Here is a 21,178-nt window from a genome sequence, read left to right on the forward strand (position 1 = left end):
TGGGGTCTTTCGAAGGTGAGAAGGTCAGCGCGCCAGCAGGCCGCGCAACAGTTGGTCGAGGCTGGCAATCGACACTGCCAGGCGGACCTCGGCATTGGCATCGTCAGCACCGTCGCCGGATGCTTCGGCGATCCAGAACGCCGCCTCCGTCACTGCGCCGTACAACATGCGCGCCAGCACGCCGGCGTGGCCGGGCGCCGCCGTGCCGGCGTCGATCAGTGCCTGCAGTTCGCGTTCGAGCACGGCAACGCCGGCGCTTTGATGGACCTGCGGTACGTCGCCGAACATGGCGCGGGCATCCTGCAAGATAATGCGGCGCAGCTCCGGCACCCGCGCCAGTTCCAGGTAACCGCAACAGCGCGCACGCAGCGCCAGCCAGGGCGTGGGCGCGGCGTCGGCTTTGGCCTGCAGTTGCACGGCCACTTCAGCTTCGAGCTGGTCGATCACCGCCAGCAGCAATTTCTCCTTGCTGCCGAAGTGGTGGTACAGCGCGCCGCGCGTGAGGCCAGCGGCAGCGGTAAACTGGTCCATCGAGGTCTGGGCATAGCCCTGTTCGGCAAACGCGCGGCGCGCCGTGGCGATCAGCCTGGCGCGGGTTGCTTCGATCATGTCGGCACGGGTGCGACGGGGGAGGGCGGTCATGGCAATCCTTTTACATACGCAGCGTATATTATTAGCATACGCTGCGTATGTCAATCAATGCCAGTCCACTGTGCTACTCATCCGGCAACGCCGCCTGCAGCAAGTCGATCAGCAAGCGGATCTTGGCCGAACCGCGCCGGCTGGCCGGGTACACGGCGTAGATGCCGATGTCCATCTGGCCCGGGTTGGCTTCGTGCCCGGGCAGCACGGCCAGCAGGGCGCCGCTGTCGAGGTCGCTTTGCACGAGCCAGGCCGGCAGCAGCGCCAGGCCCAGGCCATCGCAGGCCGCCAGGCGCAGCAGTTCGCTGTTGTTGACCGTGAGCGTGCCGGTCACTTCCACTTCCACCGTTTCGTCCGCGCTGCGCAAGTGCCAGCTGTGGCGGCTGGCGCCGTAGGCGAATTGCAGGCAGTTGTGGGCGGCCAGGTCCTGCGGCGTGCCCGGCGTGCCATGGTGCGCCAGATAGGCGGGGCTGGCCACGATGTGACGGCGGTGGCCGGCCAGCTTGCGTGCGATCAGGTTCGGCTGTTGCGGCGGGCTGCCAATGCGGATCGCCACGTCGATCGCTTCATCGACCAGGTGGGTCACGCTGTCTGCCAGGCGCAGGTCGAGCCGCAGGCGCGGGTAGCGTTCGGCCAGGCCGGGCAGCAAGGGCGCCAGGTAGCGGATCGCCAGCGTGACCGGTGCTGCCACCCGCAGCAGGCCCTGCGGTTCGCCATCGCCGCCGCCGGCCGCATCGTCGGCCTCGGCCAGCGCGGCCAGGATCTGGTTGGCGTGCTCGAGATAGGTGCGGCCACTGTCGGTGAGCGTGATGCTGCGGGTAGAGCGGTTCAGCAGTGGCGCGCCCAGGCGCTGTTCGAGCGCATCGACCAGGCGCGTGACCGACGAGGTGGCCACACCGAGCTGGCGGGCGGCGGCGGAAAAGCCGCCGTGACTGGCGACCAGGCTGAAAGCGTTGAGTTCGGCGAAGCGATCCATGGTGGCGTTGCGCAGTGCGCAAAGGTGTATGCGATGGCGCCCATATTATCAGCACTGCCCAGCCGATCTATAGTGGTTTCAACCATTCACGGCTGAGGAGGCCATATGAAACTCACTGCACATACTGAAGGATTCGGCGCCACCATCGAAGGGCTGGACCTGCGCGACGCCAACCCCGCCATGGGCCGCGACCTGCGCGCCGCTCTGGTCGAGCACGGCTTGCTGGTGATCCGCGGCCAGACCCTGGCGCCCGAGCAGCAACTGGCCGCCACCCGCCTGTTCGGCACGCTGGAAGTGTTTCCCACCGTGCGCGGACAATTACCGGGCGTGCCGGAAATCTTCCGCGTGGCCAGCCGGCCCGAGGACGGCCACGTCGAGGTGGGCCGCTACTGGCACTCGGACGGCTCGTTCCGCGACGATCCGACCCCGGTCAGTTTCTGGTACACGGTGGTGCAATCGGACCAGGGCGGCGATACGCTGTTTACCGACTTGCAGCAGGCCTACGCCGAGCTCAACGACGAAATCCGCGCGGAATTCGACGCCTTGACGACCGCCCACCGCAACGGCGTGGTGCACCCGCTGGTGCTGCGCCATCCGCACACCGACGTGCCGGCCCTGTACCTGAACGTGGGCCTGACCGCTGGCGTGCTCGGCTACAACAGCGCACAGTCGCGCGAAGTGATGGCTGCGATCGACCGCCACTATTCGCGCCCCGGCGCCAGCTACCGCCATCACTGGCTGCCCGGCGACGTGGTGGTGGCCGATAATTTGCGGGTCGCCCACAAGGCCACACCGCTGACGGGTGACAGCCGGCGCATCCTCAACCGCACCACGGTGCGCGCCGATGGGGTGATCTGGCAATAGTAACAATCGTGCGGCAGTTATTTCTCTGCCGCACGATTGGCGGGCTGCCTTATCAAGCTTGTAAATGCGATAAACTTCTCGCTTCACAAGATATCTTGGTCCGCATCATGCCTAACAAATCGTCGATGGACGACCAGTCGTTCCGCCGCATCCTTGCCCGCAACATCACCTTGCCGCTGGCGTCCGGCGTTGTCAGCGCCGGCGTATTTGTCGTGTTGCTGATCTATTTGATCACGACCATGAACTGGGTCGAACACAGCGAACGGGTAATCGGCAGCGCCAACGAGATCAGCAAGCAGATGGTCGACATGGAAACCGGCATGCGCGGTTACCTGCTGGCCGGCGACGAGGCGTTCCTGGAACCGTACGTGCTGTCCAAGCCCAAGGTCAAGGCCAGCATCGAGACCTTGCTGCAACTGGTGGAAGACAACCCGGCCCAGGTGGACCGGCTGCGCAATATCCAGGCCCAGCACGCCGGCTGGGACAAGTATGCGCAAGAAATGGTCGCGATACGGGCGGCCAACGGCGACGTCACCGGGCCGGTCAAAACCGCGCGTGGCAAAACCCAGTTCGACGAGATCCGCCGCCTGCTCGACGCCTTCATCAGCACCGAAGCACGCATGCGCCAGGAGCGCAACGATACCGCGCGCACCGTCACCATCGTGGTGGCGGCCGTGTACCTGCTGCTGACCTTGGGCGTGGGCGGCGCGCTGGCCTGGTTTGGCCGCCGCGAGCTGCTGGGCCTGTCCCGCGTCTACAACGACGTCCTGTTGCAGCACACCGAGCACGCCGACCTGCTGCAACAGCAGGCGTGGCTGCGCACCGGCCAGAGCGAGCTGGCCCAGCAGGGCATCGGCCAGATGGCGCTGCCGCAACTGTCGTCAGCGCTGCTGCAATTTTTGGCGCGCTACATGGACGTCGTCGTCGGCGCGCTGTACCTGCGCGCACCGGACGGCAGCTTCCACCGGGTAGCGTCGTACGGCTTCTCGGCCGAGTGGGACGCACGCGAACAGAAAATGCATCCGTCCGAAACGCTGGTGGCGCAGGCGGCGCTGGAACGGCGCCTGATCCGCCTCGACCAGGTGCCGGTCGATTACATCCAGGTCAGCTCGGGCCTGGGCACCGGTCCGGCCGCCAGCGTGATGCTGGCCCCGCTCGACAACGACGGCGTGATCAATGGCGTGGTGGAACTGGGCCTGCTGCGCCCAATCACTACCCGCGACGTCGATTTCCTCAACCTGGTCAAGGGCAATATCGGCAACGCCATCGAAGCCAGTCATTCGCGCCAGCGTCTGCAGGAAGTGCTGGCCGAAACCCAGCAGCTGAACGAAGAACTGCAAGTGCAGCAGGAAGAACTGCGCACCGCCAACGAGGAACTGGAAGAGCAATCGCGCGTGCTGGAAGAATCGCAAGCGAGCCTGGAAAACCAGAAAGCCGAACTCGAACAGACCAACGAACAGCTGGCCGAGCAGGGCCAGGCGCTCGACCAGAAAAACGCCGCCCTCACGCAGGCGCAGCAGGACCTGGAAGACCGCGCCGCCGAACTCGAGCGCGCCAGCCAGTATAAATCGCAGTTCCTGGCGAATATGTCGCACGAGCTGCGCACGCCGTTGAACAGCTCGCTGATCCTGGCCAAGCTGCTGTCGGAAAATAGCCTCGGCAACCTCAACGACGAGCAGGTGCGCTTCGCCAACACCATTTATTCGGCCGGCAACGACCTGCTCAACCTGATCAACGACATTCTCGACATCTCCAAGGTGGAGGCCGGCAAGCTGGAACTGGTGCCCGAGCAGCTGTCGCTGCGCCACGTGGCCGAAGGCATGGGCATGGTGTTCGAGCCGCTGGCCCAGCAAAAGAAACTGGCGTTCCAGGTGCAGGTGGCCGACGACGTGCCGCCGCACATGGTCTCCGACCGCCAGCGCCTCGAGCAGATCCTGAAAAACCTGCTGTCGAATGCGCTCAAGTTCACCAGCACCGGCCAGATCACGCTGAGCCTCGAGCGCGTGGGCAGCGACGCCGTGGCATTCTCGGTGCACGACACCGGCATCGGCATCCGCCCGGAAGACCAGCTCGGCATCTTCAACGCCTTCCAGCAGGCCGACGGCACCACCAGCCGCAAGTACGGCGGCACCGGCCTGGGCCTGTCGATTTCGCGCGACCTGGCGCATCTGCTGGGCGGCAGCATCAGCCTGGCATCCGAAGTGGGACAAGGCAGCTGCTTCACCCTGACCATGCCGCTGGCGTTTACCGCGCCCGAGGCCGGTCCGCGCCTGGGCAGCGCCAGCGCGCCGGCCGAGCTCGATGCAGACGGTCATACCCATGCTCCCGCGGTGCTGCAGCCAGTGTCCGTTCCAGCTGCCGCGCCATGGAAGGCGATGGCGCCGAAGCCGGCCGCAGCGCCAACCGAGCCGCCGCCACCGCGCGTGCGCCCGTTCGAGGACGACCGCGACGAGATCGACGCCGTGCCCCACGGCGTCGCCAGCCGTCGCACCGTGCTGGTGATCGAGGACGACGCCAACTTCGCCCGCATCCTGTACGACCTGGCGCACGAAAAGCAGTACCGCTGCCTGGTGGCCTTCCACGCCGACGAGGGCCTGGAACTGGCGCGCCAGTACCGCCCGGACGCGGTGCTGCTCGATATCCGCCTGCCCGACCGCTCCGGCCTGTCGGTGCTGCAACTGCTGAAAGACGACGCCACCACCCGCCACATCCCGGTGCACGTGGTCTCCGGCAGCGAGAACGGCGAAGCCGCGCTGCACCTGGGCGCCATCGGCTACGCCTTGAAACCGGCCACGCGCGACCAGCTGGTGGACGTGTTCCGCCTGATCGAAACCAAGCTCACGCAAAAGATCAAGCGCGTGCTGCTGGTGGAAGACGACGACCGCCAGCGCGACAGCGTGGTGCAGCTGATCTCGGACGATGACGTCGAAATCGTCGCGGTCGGCACCGGCGAAGAAGCGCTGGCGCTGCTGCGCACGACCATCTACGACTGCATGATCATCGACCTGAAACTGCCGGACATGCAGGGCAACGAGCTGCTGCAAAAAATGGCAGGAGAGCAGCTGGCCGCCTTCCCGCCGGTGATCGTGTACACGGGCCGCAACCTGTCGCGCGCGGAAGAAGCCGACCTGCACAAGTATTCGCGCTCGATCATCATCAAGGGCGCCCGGTCGCCGGAGCGCCTGCTCGACGAAGTCACGCTATTCCTGCACAAGGTGGAGGCGGACCTGTCGTCCGAGCGCCAGACCATGCTGCGCACGGTGCGCTCGCGCGACCGCGTGTTCGAGGGCCGGCGCATCCTGCTGGTCGATGACGACGTGCGCAACATCTTTGCGCTCACCAGCGCGCTTGAACAGAAGGGCGTGCTGGTGGAAGTGGGCCGCAACGGCTTCGAAGCGATCGAGAAGATGGACGCCAACCCGGACATCGACCTGGTGCTGATGGACGTGATGATGCCGGGCATGGACGGCCTGGAGGCGACGCGCCGCATCCGCGCCGACGCCCGCTTCGAGCGCCTGCCGATCATCGCCATTACCGCCAAAGCCATGAAGGACGACCAGGAGCAATGCCTGGCCGCCGGCGCCAGCGACTACTTGGCCAAGCCGATCGATTTGTCGCGCCTGTACTCGCTGTTGCGCGTGTGGATGCCCAACGGCGAACGGACCTGAGATGCACACCGACACCGACATCGAAATCAAAGTGTTGATGGAAGCCATCTACATGAAGTACAGCTATGATTTCCGCGACTACACGGGCGCTTCGCAAAAGCGCCGCGTGCTGCATGCGATGCGCGACATGGACTGTGAAACCATCTCGGCGCTGCAGGCGCGCATCATGCACGAACCGGCCGCCTTCAGCCAGCTGCTGCAATACCTGACCATCCCGGTGACGTCGATGTTCCGCGACCCCAGCTACTGGCTGGCGCTGCGCGAACAGGTGATGCCGGTGCTGCGCACGTACCCGTCGCTGAAGATCTGGATCGCCGGCAGCAGCACCGGCGAAGAAGTGTATTCGATGGCGATCCTGCTCAAGGAAGAGGGCCTGCTCGAGCGCAGCATGATCTACGCCACCGACATCAATCCGCAGTCGCTGGAAAAAGCGCGCAAAGGCGTGTTCCCGCTCGACGCCATGCGCGAGTACACGGCCAACTACCAGGCCGCCGGCGGCACCCGCAGTTTTTCCGATTACTACACGGCCGCCTACAACGCCGCCCTGTTCGACGGCGCGCTGTGCGAGAACGTCACCTTTGCCGACCACAGCCTGGCCACCGACGCGGTGTTTGCCGAAACCCACTTGATCAGCTGCCGCAACGTGATGATCTACTTTAAGAAGAAATTGCAGGAGCGCGCCTTCGGCCTGTTCCACGAGTCGCTGTGCCACCGCGGCTTTTTGGGACTGGGCAGCAAGGAGAGCATCGACTTTTCCGCCTACGGTCCCGCCTTCGAGCCGATCGTCAAGCGCGAACGGCTGTTCCGCAAGCGCTGATCATGCTCGACGCTGCTCTTGCCCTCACCGCCATCGACGCTGTCCTGGCCAGCCATCGCACCCGCATTGCGGCGGTGGTGATCGGCGCGTCGGCCGGCGGCGTTGGGGCGCTGCTCAAGCTGCTGCCGGGTTTGCCGAAACAGTATGCGCCGGCCGTGGTGGCGGTGCTGCACGTGCCGGAAAACCGCCAGAGCCAGCTTGCCGACGTGTTTGCCCAGCGCATGGCGCTGCCGGTGCGCGAGGCGGCCGACAAGGAAACGCTGGCGTCCGGGACGCTGTACTTTGCCGGTTCCGGCTACCATTTGTCTGTCGAGTCGGATTACTGCTTTTCCCTGAGCTGCGAAGCGCCGCGCAATTTTGCCCGCCCGTCGATCGACATCCTGATGGAGTCGGCGGCCGATGCCTACGGGCCGGCCCTGCTGGGCGTATTACTGACCGGGGCCAACCACGATGGCGCCGCAGGCATGGAGGCCATCGGCCGCGCCGGCGGCCTCACTGTCGTGCAAGACCCTCAAGATGCCGAAGTGGCCACCATGCCGCAGGAAGCGATCCGCGTGCGCCGCCCCGACCTGGTGCTGCCGCTGGATGCGATCCATACATTGCTGTTGAAGCTGGAGAAGAACTGATGCAAGCCGAGCAACCGACCAAACTGCTGATCGTCGACGATCTGCCGGAAAACCTGCAAGCCCTGAACGCCGTGATCCGGGGCCCGGGCCGCGAGATCTTCCAGGCCGGCTCCGGTGAAGAAGCGCTGGCGCTGCTGCTCCAGCACGACTTTGCCATGGCCTTTCTCGACGTGCAGATGCCGGGCATGGACGGCTTCGAGCTGGCCGAACTGATGCGCGGCACCGAGAAAACCCGGCAAATCCCGATCGTCTTCGTCACCGCCGCCGGCAAGGAACTCAATTACTCGTTCAAGGGCTACGAGGCCGGCGCGGTCGATGTGCTGTACAAGCCGCTCGATTCGCGCGCCGTGCGCGGCAAGGTCGAGGTGTTCGTGGCGCTGTGGGAACAGCGCGAAGCCATGCGGCGCCAGGTACTGGCACTGGAACAGGCACGCCAGGCACAGGAAGCCATGCTGGCCGAACTGAACGTGGCGCAAGGGCAGTTGCAGCGCGCGCTGGCCATGCGCGACGAATTCATGTCGATGGTCTCGCACGAGATGCGTACCCCGCTCAACACCCTGTACCTGGAAACCCAGTTGCGCAAGATGCAGCTCGAGCGCGGCAACATGGCGGCCTTCGGCGCCGAGCAGTTGCAGCGCATGGTCGCGCGCGACGACCGCCAGATCCAGAGCATCATCCGCCTGATCGACGACATGCTCGACGTTTCGCGCATCCGGTCCGGCAAATTGTCGCTGCGGCCGGGCTGGGTGGAAATGTCGGGCTTGCTGCGGCGGGTCGTGCATGACCTGACGCCGCAAGCGTCGACCGCCGGCTGCAGCATCGGCCTCGATGCCGGCACGCCGGTGTCGGGCTGGTGGGACGAGTTCCGCATCGAGCAGATCGTCGTCAACCTGCTCACCAACGCCATGCGCTACGGCGCCCAGATGCCGGTGTCGGTCGTGCTGACGGTGCAGGAAGAGCAGGTGCTGGTCGAGGTACGCGATCAGGGCCCGGGCATCGCACCCGAGCTGCAACAGAAAATTTTCGAACCGTACGAGCGCGGCGTGGGCAACGAAGTGCCGTCCGGCCTGGGCCTGGGCCTGTACATCTCGCGCGAACTGGCCGAGGTGCACCAGGGCAGCCTGACCGTGCGCAGCGTGCCGGGCGAGGGCGCAGTCTTCACGCTCGCCTTGCCACGCTCGGACGCGCCACCAATCTGATTACCGGGAATTGGCTTCTTCGCGGCGGCGGACCAGGTAGGCGTTGAGGTCGTCGATGGTGACGTGGCCGCGCTGGGCGGTGTCGATGTTGTCGAAGTTTTTCTCGACCACCGACAGCCCGGCCTGGTGCGCTTCTTCGCGGTTCAGGGTGCCGCTGTGATCGAGGTCGGCATCGGTGAAGCGCTTCTTGAGATTCTGCATCGGCTGCAGGCGCAGCAAGATCGGCGCGGCGCCCGACGCTGCCGCTGGACCGGCATCACGCTTGGGCTGACGCATTGAACGCCGCACATAGGCATCGGAATAGGGCGTGGACACGGCTGCCTTGGCCGTCATGTGCACGGCCATGTCGGCAGGTGGTGTCTGGGCCTGTGCCGGCGCCATGGACAGGCTGCCGACCGTCGCCGCTGTGGCGGCTAGTAGTTGTAATGTCGTCATAGTTATCTCCCCCGCATCGCGTGATGCCTGGTTCAGGGTGATACTGTGATCCGATTAAGACAAATTAGCAATTGAAGTCGTTGTGGCCGGCGAACGCGCGCGCCTGCCGGCCACGGTTGTGGCCCCAATACATCACTTCAGAGCAACAACCTTGTCTAATTAATCATTTTCCGGGTTCTTCCAGAACCCCGCATGCGCCAGCCGCGCCTCGTCCTCGCGCAGCGGCCCGATCACCTCGGTCGGGCGCTGGCCGGCTGCGAACACGGTCCGACACGGCAGCGCCAGGGTCGGATTTTCGGGATCGCTACCGGTCAGTTGTAGCAGGCTCGCTTCCGACAGCGCGTACACGACTCGCCCGACGCCGCTCCAGTAGGTGCCGCCACTGCACATGGCGCACGGTTCGGCGTTGGCGTACAGCGTGGCCGTGGCCAGTTCGGCCGGGCCGTACTGTTGCGAAGCGAGACGCAGCGCGTTCATCTCGGCGTGCGCGGTGCGGTCGGACGACGATGCGTTCATCGCCGACGAAATCACCGTGCCGTCCGCCGCCACCACCATGGCGGCAAACGGATGGTGGCCCTCGTCGCGCGAGCGCTGCGCCAGCGCCAGTACTTCGGTCAGAAAAGCGTGGTCCTGGGCGGTGGCGATGGCGGTCATGGTGTGCTCCTTACTTTGGAATCTTGCCATCGACGCCCTGCACGTAGAAGTTCATCGAGATCACGTCTTTTTCCGGCGCACGCACGCCGGCGGCGTACTTGATGGCGCCCGTTTGATCCTTGATCGGGCCGGTGAACGGGGCAAACGTGCCGGCGGTAAGCGCAGCCTTTTTCTCCTCGTAGAGCTTGGCCGCGTCAGCCGGCACCACCGCGTTCAGCTTCGACATCTTGACCATGCCTTCCTTCAGGCCGCCGCGGTAGTCGCTGGTCTTCCAGGTGCCGGCAATCACCGCCTTGGCCGCGTCGATGTAATAGCCCGACCAGTCGTTGGTGGCGGCGGTGAGATGCGCCTTGGGGGCGAAGCGCGACATGTCGGAATCCCAGCCGAACGCGTACACGCCTTTTTCCTGCGCCACTTGCAGCGTGGCCGGCGAGTCGGTGTTTTGCGCCATCACGTCCGCGCCTTGCGCCACCAGGGTCTCTGCCGCCTGGCGTTCCTTGGCCGGGTCGTACCACGAGTTCACCCAGATCACCTTGGTCTTGATTTTCGGGTTCACGCTTTGCGCACCGAGCGTAAACGCGTTGATGTTGCGGATCACTTCCGGCACCGGGAACGAGGCGACGAAGCCGAGCGTGTTCGACTTGGTCATCTTGCCGGCCAGGATGCCGTTCAGGTAAGAGCCTTCGTACAAGCGCGATTCGTACGTGGCCAGGTTCTTGGCGCGTTTGAAGCCGGTGGCGTGGATGAAGGTCACGCCGGGCGCCGACCTGGCCACTTTTTCGGTGGCGTTCATGTAGCCGAACGACGTGGTGAAAATCAGCTTGTTGCCTTCGGCGACCAGCTTGCGGATCACGCGTTCGGAGTCGGCGCCTTCCGGCACGTTTTCCACGAAGGTGGTTTTCACTTGCGCGCCCAGGGCTTTTTCCAGCGCCAGGCGGCCCTGGTCGTGGGCGTAGGTCCAGCCGGCGTCGCCGACCGGGCCCACGTAGACAAAACCCACCTTCAACGGCTCGGCGGCGAACGACGGGATGGCGGCGGCCAGGGTGCAGGCGGCGGCGATGGCGGTCAATACGGTGCGGCGATTCATCATGCGTCTTCCTCGAAGGGTAAATTAAAAGTGATATTCGGCGCGGACCATCGGCGTGCGGGCGGTGGCGCCGTTGTTGTTGCGGTCCGGGTTGCCGAACTTGTTCTTCCAGTACTGGTACTCGACGCCGACCTTGAAGGTGTTCTCGCCCGCGCCGACGGCGCCGCTCATGTCGTACATGATCTGCATGTCGATATTGGTTTCCGGCGCGGTGCCGCCGCCGAATTCGTTCTTGCCCTTGGCGGTGATGAAGTTGGCATAGCCTTCAAAGCTCAGCGGCAGGCCGAAGTCGAACGGGATGGCCCAGGCGCCGGTCAGCATGGCGTGGGTCTTGTACGAGTAGCGCGGCGTGGCCTGGTTGGTGAAGGTGCTGTATGGCGCGTTCGACTCCCAGATCGCCAGCAGGCTCACGTCGAGGAAACCGGGCACGTCGAGCATCAACGTCGGGCCAGCGACCACCATGCGCTTCTTGGAGTTGTAGCCGGCGTCGGTCTTGCTGTTGTAGTCGAAGCCGGCGGTGGCGCCCACGCCGCGTACCGGACCGAAGGCGTAGCTCTTGCCGGCGATCTTGCCGAAGTCCAGCGTGTGGCGGTACACCGCGTACGCCTCGTGGGCGCCGCTGTTGGAACCGGCCGACGAAGGATCGAGATTGGACGACATCAGCAAATCGACACTGAAGAAGTTCTTGCCGTACTTGTAGCCGGAAGCGTGGCTGAAGTTGACGATGTTCTTGGTAATGTCGTTCTCGTTGAACGGCTCGGCAAACTTGGTGCCGTAGCGGTAGCTGAGCGACGTGTCGCTCCAGTCGGCTGCGTGGGTGGTACCGACAGCGCCGGCGGCAAGGACTGCGAGAACTGCGGTGCAGCGGATCAGACGTGAACGACGTGGCATGTGCGGGCTCCGGTGAAGTAAAAGGCAGGTTGCTTTCCTGCCTACCTCTTTAGCAAGGATCAGGCCAGGGTTCATAGTCCCTTGAGCGCCTGCGCCAGGTTCACCTTGCGGTCCTGGCCCGCCAGGTGCAGGCGCGCTTCGATCGCCAGCAGGTGGTGCTCGATCAGGTGGATCGCCTGGTTGACTTTGCCCTGTTCGATCAGGGTGGCCAGGTCCTGGTGTTCGTCGTTCTCGCACATGGCGCTGCCCGGGGTTTCGTAGAGCGCGATGATCAGCGAGCAGCGCGACACCAGCTCGCCCATGAAGCGCAGCAGCACGTGGTTGCCGGCCAGGCGCGCCAGCAGCAGGTGGAACTCGCCGCCCAGGCGTATCCAGGCAGCGCGGTCGCCGCTGCGGCGCGCCGTGTCTTCGGCTGCCAGCGCGGCGCGGATCTGCTTCAGTGATTCGGGCGTGGCATGGCGTATCACCAGCGGCACGATCTCTCTTTCCAGCGCGCGGCGGGCGGCGAAAATCTCGCGCGCCTCCTGCGGCGTGGGCGAGGCGATCACCGCGCCGCGATTGGGCCGCAGCTCGATGATGTGGTCATGCGCCAGCCGTTGCAGCGCCTTGCGCACGGTGGTGCGGCTCACTTGATAGAGTTCGCAGAAATCGGCTTCGCCCAGGTGGGTGCCGGGCGGCAGGCGGTGGCTCATCACGGCAGTGACAACCGCCTTGTAGATACGCATGTCGATCGCGGTGGTACCGCGTTTGACGGCAGCTGGATCGGCTGGGCGCGGGTCGGGCATGGTGGGGCTCCATAGAGTAGTGCTAGCCGTGTAAAGCAGGAAGCGTGCTAGCGGCAGCCCCAAAAACGCCGCACGATTGTGTACGAAACCACTTTGTTTTTGCATCCACCCGCACGCTTTTGGGGAGCTTTGCATCCCGCTTTAGTGCAGGGCGCACGCTCAAGCGGCATGCGCAGTACGAGGTAGCGGTGGCATGTTAATTGCGTCTGTTCAGGTATTCGACGTGTATCCAATTTGTATACGATAAAGGACCGGCAGATGACTGAACCGCGCTTGCAGATGCTGGGCATCTCCAAGATCTATCCCTCGGTGGTGGCCAACGCCGACGTCAATCTCACCGTGATGCCGGGCGAAATCCACGCCGTGCTCGGTGAGAACGGCGCCGGCAAGAGCACGCTGATGAAGATCATCTACGGCGTGGTCAAACCCGACGACGGCCAGATCATGTGGGAAGGCCGGCAAGTGCATATCAACTCGCCGCACGATGCGCGCAAGCTCGGCATCGGCATGGTGTTCCAGCACTTCGCGCTGTTCGAAACGCTGACCGTGGCCGAGAACATCGCGCTGGCGCTGGACGACACGCCGGGCCAGGACCGCTCGCCGGCCGCGCTGGCGCCGCGCATCCGCGCTGTCTCGGAACAATATGGTCTGCCGCTCGATCCGGCGCGGCTGGTGCACAGCATGTCGGTGGGCGAGCGCCAGCGCGTGGAAATCGTGCGCTGCCTGCTGCAGTCGCCCAAGCTCCTGATCATGGACGAGCCGACGTCGGTCTTGACGCCCGACGCGGTATTGAAACTGTTCGAGTCGCTGCGGCGGCTGGCGGCCGAGGGCGTGAGCATCGTCTACATCAGCCACAAGCTCGACGAAATTCAAACCCTGTGCGACAAGGCCACCGTACTGCGCGGCGGGCGCGTATCCGGCACCGCGCTGCCGAAGCAGGAAAGTGCACGGTCGCTGGCCGAGCTGATGATCGGCCGCGAGCTGCCCGTATGCGTGAGTGTGCCGCAGCAGCCGGGCAACGTGGTGCTGCACCTCGATGCGCTCGATATCGACAGCGGCGATCCGTTCGGCACGCGCCTGAAAGACATCAGCCTGGCGCTGCGCGCGGGCGAGATCGTTGGCATCGCCGGCATTTCCGGCAACGGCCAGCAGGAACTGCTGAAAGCCATTTCGGGCGAGCGGCCACTGGGACGGCGCCAGGGAACCATTCAAATGTTCGGCCAGGACGTGGGGGCGCTCGACGCGGCGCAGCGGCGCCAGCGCGGCATGGGCTTCGTACCGGAGGAACGGCTCGGACGCGGCGCCGTGCCCGACCTGTCGCTGGCCGATAACGCGCTGCTGACCGGCTATGTACCACCGGCCACCGGCATGGTTCAACGCGGCATCGTCAAACGGGGCGCGGTTGCCGCCTTTGCGCGCGACGTCATCGAGCGCTTCAAGGTCAAGTGCGGCGGCGAGCGGTCTGCCGCTGCCAGCCTGTCGGGTGGCAACCTGCAAAAGTTCATCGTCGGCCGCGAGATCATGCTGTCACCGAAAGTGATGATCTTTGCCCAGCCCACGTGGGGCGTCGATATCGGTGCGGCCATGCTGATCCGCCAGGCCATCATCGACATGCGCAACGCCGGCGTGGCGGTGCTGGTGCTGTCGGAAGAAATCGAGGAACTGTTCATGCTCAGCGACCGCATCGCCGTACTGGCCGACGGCCGCCTGTCGCGCGCGGTGCCTGTGGCAGATACCAGCATCAACGAAGTCGGCGTGTGGATGAGCGGTGACTTCAACTATCAAGGAGCGCAGAATGTCCCGGCTTGAAAAACGTCCAGAACCTTCGCGGCGCATGATGCTCGCTTCGCCGCTGATCGCGGCAGTGGCCATGCTGGCCACCGGCTCGCTGCTGTTCCTGTTCATCGGCCAGGCGCCGCTGCACGCGTTTTACGTGTACTTCATCAAGCCGTGGACCACCCTGTACGGCGTGGGCGAGCTGCTGTTGAAAGCCACACCGTTGATCCTGTGCGGCGTGGGCCTGGCCATCGGCTTTCGCGCCAACGTCAACAACATCGGCGCCGACGGCCAGTTGACGGTGGGCGCGATCGCCGCTGGCGCCGTGGCGCTGCAGTTCCACGAGGTGGAGGCGTGGTGGGTGCTGCCTTTGATGATACTGGCCGGCGCCGTGGGCGGCATGCTGTGGGCGGCGATACCCGCGCTGCTGCGCACGCGCTTTAACACCAGCGAAATCCTGGTGAGCCTGATGCTGGTGTACGTGGCGTACCACTTGCTCAGCTACCTGGTGCACGGGCCGATGCGCGACCCGGACGGTTTCAATTTTCCGCAGTCGAAAATGTTCAGCGCATCGGCGACCTTGCCGCTGCTCGTCGATGGCTTGCGCCTGAACGCGGCGTTCATCCTGTCGCTGGTGGCGGCCGGTGCTGCATGGTTTTTCTGCCGCCATACCTTTGCCGGCTACCGCATGCAGGTAAGCGGCATGGCGCCGGCGGCCGCGCTGTATGCCGGCTTTTCCGAGCCGCGCAACGTGTGGCTCGCCTTCATGGTCAGCGGCGCGCTCGCCGGCGTGGCCGGCGTGGGCGAAGTGGCCGGGCCGCTGGGCCAGTTGCAGCCGTCGGTGTCGCCCGGCTACGGTTTTGCCGCCATCATCGTCGCCTACGTGGGGCGGCTGCACCCGCTGGGCGTGGTGCTGTCGGCGCTGTTGATGTCGCTGCTGTACATCGGCGGCGAGACCGCGCAGATCGAGCTGGGCGCGCCGTCGGCGATTACCGGCGTGTTCCAGGGGCTGCTGCTGTTCTACCTGCTGGCGGCCGACCTGTTCATCCATTATCGCTTGAAGCCGCACAAGCGCCCGCATAAAACCCCCGGAGTGCCAGCATGATGACCACCGAACTGTTGATCGCCTTTCTGGCCAGCACCGCCGGCGCTGCCACCCCGCTGGTGGTGGCCTCGATGGGCGAGCTGGTGACCGAGCGCTCCGGGGTGCTCAACCTCGGCATGGAGGGCATGATGCTGGTCGGCGCCGTGGTCGGTTTCGGCGTCACGCTCGGTACCGGCAGCATGGTGCTGGGGCTGTTGGCGGCGATGGTGGCCGGCATGTTGATGGCGCTGGTGTTCGGCTTCCTGGTGCTCACGCTGCAAACCAACCAGGTGGCCACCGGGCTGGCGCTGACCTTGTTCGGCATCGGCGTCTCGGCCTTCCTCGGGCGCAGTTTTGTGGGCCAGACCGTCGAGCGCATGCCCCACCTCGACATTCCGCTGCTGTCCGATCTGCCATTTGTCGGGCCGTTGCTGTTCCGGTTCGACGCCATGGTCTATGCCTCGGTGGCGCTGGTGGTCATCATTGGCTCGATGCTGGCGCGTACCCGCCTGGGCCTGGTGATCCGCGCGGTGGGCGAGTCGCCGCACAGCGCCCACGCGATCGGCTTCAACGTGATCGCGCTGCGCTATGGCACGGTGCTGTTCGGCGGCGCCATGGCCGGCCTGGGCGGCGCCTACCTGTCGCTGGCGTTGACGCCGATGTGGGTGGAGGGCATGACAGCCGGGCGCGGCTGGATTGCGCTGGCGCAGGTGGTGTTTGCGACCTGGAAGCCGCGCGGCGTGCTGGTGGGGGCCTACCTGTTCGGCGGCGTGACGGTGCTGCAATTTCACGGCCAGGGCATGGGGCTGGCGATTCCGTCGGAATTCCTGTCGATGCTGCCCTATGTCGCGACCATCGTGGTACTGGTGATTATCTGCCGCAATCCGCAGACAATCTTGTTGAATAAGCCAATGTCGCTCGGTCAAAACTTCAAAGCGGACTGATTAGTCGTTGTATTACTGCAATAAATCCCGGTATTGCGACAATTGGTGAGATTTCGCAATACCGAAAACTTTTATCCTGCGTTCTCAGGCCAAGTCCTGTGGCGCGCCCCAACCCCCGGTCCGCCTTCTTGCTCTCATAAGTCGTTAACATTTTTCCCATCCAGAACAAGCTAGCTACCGAGGAATCGCCATGCGCGTCAACACCCCCGTCACCCAGAACGAATACATCATGGAAGACGGTAAAACCATCGTCTCCAGCACTGATTTGCAGGGCAATATCAATTACGCCAACCCGTATTTTCTCGAGGTGAGCGGTTTTACCGAGGCGGAAGTGATGGGCGCGCCGCAAAACATCGTGCGTCATCCGGACATGCCGGTCGAAGCGTTTGCCGACCTGTGGGCCACCATCAAGGCCGGCATGCCGTGGACCGGGCTGGTGAAGAACCGCTGCAAGAACGGCGACTACTACTGGGTGCTGGCCAATGTCACGCCCGTCATCGAGCAGGGCAAGCAGGTGGGCTACCTGTCGGTGCGCACCAAGCCGTCGCGCGAGCAAGTACGCGCGGCCGATGCCCTGTACCGTGAATTCAAGGCCGGCAATCCGCGCGGCATGCGCATCCAGAACGGCCGCGGGGTATCCGGCGGCGCGTTCGCGCGCATGAAGCAGTCGCTGGCGATGTCGCTCAACCAGCAAATTGCGCTGGCCACGGCGGTGGGCGCTGGCGCCATGCTGGTGCTGGCGCTGTGCCTGTTCACCCTGGGCGACACCACGCTGCAGCAGTCGCGCGGCTGGCTCGGCGGCATTGCGCTGGCAACGATTGCCGGCATGGTGCTGTTCGGCCGCAGCCTGTATGCCAACGTGGCGCTGCCGCTCAAGCATGCCACCAAGGCCGCGCGCATGATGGCCGGCGGCGACCTGACCGCCACCATCGAGGTGCGCCGCGACGACGAGATGGGCCGCTTGCTGGCCGCGCTGCGCCAGACCAATATCAACCTGCACAGCATCATCGGCGACGTGCGCGCCAACTTTGCCGAAATCACCACCGCTACCACTGAAATTGCCAACGGCAATATGGATTTGTCGGGCCGCACCGAGTCGCAGGCGTCGAGCCTGCAGGAGACAGCGTCGAGCATGGAGCAGCTGACGTCCACCGTGCAGCAAAGCGCCAACAACGTCGCCAGCGCCAACCAGCTGGCCGAAGAGGCCAAGCAGGTGGCCGCGCACGGTGGCGACATCGTCTCGCAGGTGGTCACCACCATGGGCGACATCAGCACCTCGTCCACCAAGATTCTCGACATCATCGGCCTGATCGACGGTATCGCCTTCCAGACCAATATCCTGGCCCTCAACGCGGCGGTGGAAGCGGCACGCGCCGGTGAGCAGGGTCGCGGTTTTGCGGTGGTGGCGTCCGAAGTGCGCAGCCTGGCCCAGCGTTCGGCCACGGCCGCCAAGGAAATCAAGACCCTGATCGACATGTCGATCTCCAAGGTGCAGGCTGGCACCGCGCTGACCAACAGCGCCGGCGTGACCATGGGCCAGGTGATCGAATCGGTGAGCAAGGTCTCGCGCGTGATGGCCGAGATTTCGCACTCCACGCGCGAGCAGAGCACCGGCATCGGCCAGGTCAACCAGGCCGTAATCCAGATCGACGACATCACCCAGCAAAACGCCGCGCTGGTGGAGCAGGCCGCCGCTGCCGCCGGCAACCTGGTCGAGCAGGCGCGCAACGTGTCGCAGGCGATGGCCGTGTTCAAGCTCCAGCATGCGGCGCGCGCCGGCGCCCGTCCCGCCACGCCGGTGGCGCGGCCCGCGCCCGCCTCCACCCCCACCCGTGCCAAGCCCAAGCTGGTGGTCCACAACTAGGGGGGACGTGCCGTATCATGACGGTTTCGATCAGAACACCACGGCATGGACGGCACCATCACCATTACCTTGGCGGAGCAGGGCTGGACCTTCGCGGCTGACGCTGGCGCCACCGTGCTGGCGGCAGCGCAGCAGGCCGGCATCCGCCTGCCCAGCTCGTGCCGCAACGGCACCTGCCGCACCTGTCTCTGTCGTCTGGAGTCCGGCGCTGTCCGCTACACCATCGCCTGGCCCGGCGTGAGCCTGGACGAAAAGCGCGAGGGCTACATCCTGCCTTGCGTGGCGGTGGCCGATACCGATCTGGTCATCGCGGCGCCCGCCGCCAAGAAGGTTGCTTAGCCCTTCCTCAGGCGGTCGAGCAGGGCGTCGGTGGAGGCGCTGAGCGGCACGCCGTGACGGCGCAGCAGCTGGATGTGCAGCACCAGGTTTTCCAGCACCAGCTTGGCTGCCACGGCCAGCAAAGTCAGCTGTTTGTCTTCCTCGCTGAAGTTGTCCATGGCCTCGGCCATCTCGCACAGGTGGCTGGCGATCAGGCCGCGCAGTTCTTCTTCCGCGAACGGCAGGTCGGCGAAATCGATCGGATCATCCTGCTCCACTTCCTGCATCAGCAGTTCCAGCTCTTGTGGCGTAATCGACATGCGGGGCTCCGATGGTAGTTGACGCCATGTCATTTTAGCCAAACGCCCGCAATGCCGCGCTGCTTTGCGCCTATTTATCCCGCAACATTCGTTCCGTAATAGGCCAGGAACATGTCCACCGTCGCCTCCACCACCGTGGTCTGGGTGGCCAGGTCGAGCGGCGGCTGGTTGAGGGTGACCTGCGGCCAGAAGGCGAAGGTCTTGAGTTGGCCTTGCAACATGTGCGAGGCCAGCACCGGGTCGGCCGGGCGCAGCTTGCCGTCCGCTTGGGCGGCGCGCAGCCAGCGCGTGATGCCTTCTTCCTTGGCGCTCAGGCGCGCGACCATGTCGTGGGCGCGCTCGGGCGAGTGGATCGCCTCGGCAATGGCTACCCGCGCCAGGTCGAGGAAGTAGGCATCCTCGAGCATTGCCATCTTTTTCCACAACATGTCGAGCAACTGCGCGCGCAGCGGCAGGGCACTGTCGTACGGCGTGTCTTCCAGCGACGAGGTGCTGCACCACAGTTGCTGCAGGATGTGCGCGAACAGCTCGTCCTTGCTGGGGAAGTGGTTGTACACGGTGCGCTTGGACACGCCGGCCGTGGCGGCAACCTTGTCCATGCTGGTCGATTCGAAACCGCTGGCGCGGAACTCGGCAATGGCTGCATCGACGATGGCCTGGCGCTTGCGGTCGGTAAGCTTGATGGGAACATTCATCCGACTATTTTACACCCGATAGTTTACTTTTTCAAAAAACGGAACTACACTGTGTAGTGTATTTTTCACTTCGAGGATTCCCATGGCTTATCCATCCGGTATAGCAGAGGCTGCCACCAACGACCTCGACGCCCTGACCGTCACCGCGCCCGGCGCGCCGCGCACGCGCGATGGCCGCTTCCGCAACCCGGCCCGGATGCACAAGATGGGACTGCTCAAGGGACTGAGCATCATGGTGCGCATGATGTTCGACAAGCCGGCAGACACCGTACCGCGCGCCGCCATACCCGTTCATGCGATGACGCAGCAGCAATTACTGGCTGCTCCGGATCGCACCCTTTACCGCCTGGGCCACTCGACCGTGCTGCTCAAGCTCGACGGCGCCTTCTGGCTCACCGATCCGGTGTTCTCGGAGCGCGCCTCGCCGCTGCAGTGGGCCGGCCCCAAGCGTTTTCACCAGCCGCCCATCAGCCTGGAAGACCTGCCGCCGCTCAAGGGCATCATCCTGTCGCACGACCATTACGACCACCTCGACTACGCGGCGGTGATGGCGCTGGCGCCCAGGACCGAATACTTCATCACCCCGCTGGGCGTGGGCGACCGCCTGATCGATTGGGGCATCCCGGCAGGCAAGGTACGCCAGCTGGGCTGGTGGCAAGGCACGCAGGTCGGCAACATCCGCCTGCTGGCCACGCCCACCCAGCATTTCTCGGGCCGCGGCCTGACCGACCGCAACAAGACCTTGTGGGCGTCGTTCGTGATCGAGGACCGCGAGGCGCGCATCTTCTTTTCCGGCGACAGCGGCTACTTCGACGGCTTCAAGGAAATCGGCCGCCGCTATGGCCCGTTCGATTTGACCATGGTGGAAACCGGCGCCTACGATCCGCAATGGCCCGACGTCCACATGCAGCCCGAGGAATCGCTGCAAGCCCATATCGACCTGCGTGGCAAGGTGATGCTGCCGATCCATAACGGCACGTTCGACCTGTCGCTGCACCCGTGGCACGATCCGTTTTCCCGCATTGCCGAACTGGCGGCCGAACGCCGTCTGCCGCTGGCCACGCCGGAAATCGGCATGCCAATGTCCATCATGGCGCCATTGGCGGCGGTGGCGCAGCAGCAGTGGTGGGCGCCGCTGGTGGCGCAGGAGGCGGCCGCGCGCGAGGCAGCGGCCTGAGAAAAGTTCAGGCAGTAGTGTTGATGAACTTGCCGATGGTCTGGCCCAGTGCATTGACCTGGGGCCGGCTGGCGGCAAGCAGTCCCGGCAGCACTTGCTCGGCGCGCGACGGGTTTTCGATGGCGCGGTTGAGGTTGACCGCAGGCGCAGGCTCGGGCGCCGGACGCGTGGCCCGGGTGCTCTCGCGCTGGTTTTGCGCCAGCGCTTCGCGGTCGCGGCTGAGCTGACTTTCGCTCTGGTCCAGGCGCGCCGCATCCTGGTTCACGCGTGTTTCCCCCTGCTGTACCTGGCGCTCGGCCCGGACCACGGCGGATTGCACTGCGTTAATAGAAGTTACGTTAACCACGAATTTTTCC

At 64.8% G+C, this 21,178-nt stretch carries 21 protein-coding genes; 11 read left to right on the forward strand and 10 right to left on the reverse strand.

Features of this window, described 5'->3' with window-relative positions; all coding sequences use genetic code 11:
- Positions 1-24 precede the first annotated feature (24 nt).
- Together J2X54_RS01990 and J2X54_RS01995 are read right to left on the reverse strand one after the other, a co-directional pair.
- Positions 25-642 carry a TetR/AcrR family transcriptional regulator gene (locus J2X54_RS01990; RefSeq protein ID WP_070251498.1) on the reverse strand — a complete coding sequence of 206 codons (618 nt, stop codon included), beginning with the start codon at positions 640-642 and terminating at the stop codon, positions 25-27.
- Positions 643-715: 73 nt separating this feature from the next.
- On the reverse strand, positions 716-1,618 hold the full coding sequence (locus J2X54_RS01995) for a LysR family transcriptional regulator (protein ID WP_310177157.1): 903 nt from the start codon (positions 1,616-1,618) through the stop codon (positions 716-718).
- A gap of 105 nt (positions 1,619-1,723) precedes the next feature.
- On the opposite strand from J2X54_RS01995, the gene J2X54_RS02000 reads away from it, so the two are divergent.
- The 5 genes from J2X54_RS02000 to J2X54_RS02020 all read left to right on the forward strand — a co-directional run bounded on the left by J2X54_RS02000 (position 1,724) and on the right by J2X54_RS02020 (position 8,792).
- On the forward strand, positions 1,724-2,482 hold the full coding sequence (locus tag J2X54_RS02000; RefSeq protein WP_310177160.1) for a TauD/TfdA family dioxygenase: 759 nt from the start codon (positions 1,724-1,726) through the stop codon (positions 2,480-2,482).
- Between the two features lie 107 nt (positions 2,483-2,589).
- Complete coding sequence (locus J2X54_RS02005) at positions 2,590-6,150, forward strand: response regulator (protein ID WP_310177163.1); 3,561 nt, start codon at positions 2,590-2,592, stop codon at positions 6,148-6,150.
- Position 6,151: 1 nt separating this feature from the next.
- Positions 6,152-6,967: a protein-glutamate O-methyltransferase CheR gene (locus J2X54_RS02010; RefSeq protein WP_070251490.1), complete on the forward strand. Its 816-nt coding sequence runs from the start codon at positions 6,152-6,154 to the stop codon at positions 6,965-6,967.
- Positions 6,968-6,969: 2 nt separating this feature from the next.
- Positions 6,970-7,593 carry a chemotaxis protein CheB gene (locus tag J2X54_RS02015; RefSeq protein ID WP_310177167.1) on the forward strand — a complete coding sequence of 208 codons (624 nt, stop codon included), beginning with the start codon at positions 6,970-6,972 and terminating at the stop codon, positions 7,591-7,593.
- Positions 7,593-8,792 carry a hybrid sensor histidine kinase/response regulator gene (locus J2X54_RS02020; protein WP_070251487.1) on the forward strand — a complete coding sequence of 400 codons (1,200 nt, stop codon included), beginning with the start codon at positions 7,593-7,595 and terminating at the stop codon, positions 8,790-8,792. The genes J2X54_RS02015 and J2X54_RS02020 overlap by 1 nt, the downstream gene beginning before the upstream one ends.
- Here J2X54_RS02020 and J2X54_RS02025 read toward each other — a convergent pair whose 3' ends face one another.
- The 5 genes from J2X54_RS02025 to J2X54_RS02045 all read right to left on the reverse strand — a co-directional run bounded on the left by J2X54_RS02025 (position 8,793) and on the right by J2X54_RS02045 (position 12,644).
- Positions 8,793-9,227 carry an EF-hand domain-containing protein gene (locus tag J2X54_RS02025; RefSeq protein WP_310177170.1) on the reverse strand — a complete coding sequence of 145 codons (435 nt, stop codon included), beginning with the start codon at positions 9,225-9,227 and terminating at the stop codon, positions 8,793-8,795.
- A 159-nt stretch (positions 9,228-9,386) separates the two neighbouring features.
- Positions 9,387-9,881, reverse strand: coding sequence for a nucleoside deaminase (locus J2X54_RS02030; RefSeq protein ID WP_310177174.1), 495 nt, complete (start codon positions 9,879-9,881; stop codon positions 9,387-9,389).
- 10 nt (positions 9,882-9,891) lie between these two features.
- Positions 9,892-10,971, reverse strand: a complete 1,080-nt coding sequence (locus J2X54_RS02035; protein WP_070251485.1) for a BMP family ABC transporter substrate-binding protein — start codon at positions 10,969-10,971, stop codon at positions 9,892-9,894.
- A gap of 21 nt (positions 10,972-10,992) precedes the next feature.
- Positions 10,993-11,859 (reverse strand): outer envelope protein, encoded by an 867-nt coding sequence (locus tag J2X54_RS02040; RefSeq protein WP_310177177.1) that lies wholly within the window; start codon positions 11,857-11,859, stop codon positions 10,993-10,995.
- Positions 11,860-11,930: 71 nt separating this feature from the next.
- Positions 11,931-12,644: a GntR family transcriptional regulator gene (locus tag J2X54_RS02045; RefSeq protein ID WP_310177179.1), complete on the reverse strand. Its 714-nt coding sequence runs from the start codon at positions 12,642-12,644 to the stop codon at positions 11,931-11,933.
- A gap of 258 nt (positions 12,645-12,902) precedes the next feature.
- Here J2X54_RS02045 and J2X54_RS02050 point away from each other — a divergent pair, with 258 nt between their 5' ends.
- The 5 genes from J2X54_RS02050 to J2X54_RS02070 all read left to right on the forward strand — a co-directional run bounded on the left by J2X54_RS02050 (position 12,903) and on the right by J2X54_RS02070 (position 18,651).
- On the forward strand, positions 12,903-14,453 hold the full coding sequence (locus J2X54_RS02050; RefSeq protein WP_310177182.1) for an ABC transporter ATP-binding protein: 1,551 nt from the start codon (positions 12,903-12,905) through the stop codon (positions 14,451-14,453).
- Positions 14,440-15,525, forward strand: a complete 1,086-nt coding sequence (locus tag J2X54_RS02055; RefSeq protein WP_070251480.1) for an ABC transporter permease — start codon at positions 14,440-14,442, stop codon at positions 15,523-15,525. The genes J2X54_RS02050 and J2X54_RS02055 overlap by 14 nt, the downstream gene beginning before the upstream one ends.
- Positions 15,522-16,448 (forward strand): ABC transporter permease, encoded by a 927-nt coding sequence (locus tag J2X54_RS02060; protein WP_070251479.1) that lies wholly within the window; start codon positions 15,522-15,524, stop codon positions 16,446-16,448. Before J2X54_RS02055 ends, J2X54_RS02060 begins: the two co-directional genes overlap by 4 nt.
- A gap of 190 nt (positions 16,449-16,638) precedes the next feature.
- Positions 16,639-18,312, forward strand: a complete 1,674-nt coding sequence (locus J2X54_RS02065; protein WP_310177187.1) for a methyl-accepting chemotaxis protein — start codon at positions 16,639-16,641, stop codon at positions 18,310-18,312.
- Positions 18,313-18,357: 45 nt separating this feature from the next.
- Positions 18,358-18,651: a 2Fe-2S iron-sulfur cluster binding domain-containing protein gene (locus tag J2X54_RS02070; protein ID WP_310177189.1), complete on the forward strand. Its 294-nt coding sequence runs from the start codon at positions 18,358-18,360 to the stop codon at positions 18,649-18,651.
- On the opposite strand, the gene J2X54_RS02075 is transcribed toward J2X54_RS02070, so the two are convergent.
- Positions 18,648-18,950, reverse strand: a complete 303-nt coding sequence (locus J2X54_RS02075) for a hypothetical protein (protein WP_310177191.1) — start codon at positions 18,948-18,950, stop codon at positions 18,648-18,650. The two genes, J2X54_RS02070 and J2X54_RS02075, sit on opposite strands and share 4 nt — an antisense overlap.
- Before the next feature lie 74 nt (positions 18,951-19,024).
- Positions 19,025-19,645 carry a TetR/AcrR family transcriptional regulator gene (locus J2X54_RS02080; protein ID WP_310177193.1) on the reverse strand — a complete coding sequence of 207 codons (621 nt, stop codon included), beginning with the start codon at positions 19,643-19,645 and terminating at the stop codon, positions 19,025-19,027.
- An 82-nt stretch (positions 19,646-19,727) separates the two neighbouring features.
- On the opposite strand from J2X54_RS02080, the gene J2X54_RS02085 reads away from it, so the two are divergent.
- Positions 19,728-20,822 carry an MBL fold metallo-hydrolase gene (locus J2X54_RS02085; protein WP_310177195.1) on the forward strand — a complete coding sequence of 365 codons (1,095 nt, stop codon included), beginning with the start codon at positions 19,728-19,730 and terminating at the stop codon, positions 20,820-20,822.
- A gap of 7 nt (positions 20,823-20,829) precedes the next feature.
- On the opposite strand, the gene J2X54_RS02090 is transcribed toward J2X54_RS02085, so the two are convergent.
- Positions 20,830-21,087: a hypothetical protein gene (locus J2X54_RS02090; RefSeq protein WP_310177197.1), complete on the reverse strand. Its 258-nt coding sequence runs from the start codon at positions 21,085-21,087 to the stop codon at positions 20,830-20,832.
- Positions 21,088-21,178 lie beyond the last annotated feature (91 nt).

This window comes from Duganella sp. 3397, assembly GCF_031456625.1.
In the GTDB taxonomy this organism is placed as follows: domain Bacteria; phylum Pseudomonadota; class Gammaproteobacteria; order Burkholderiales; family Burkholderiaceae_D; genus Rugamonas; species Rugamonas phyllosphaerae.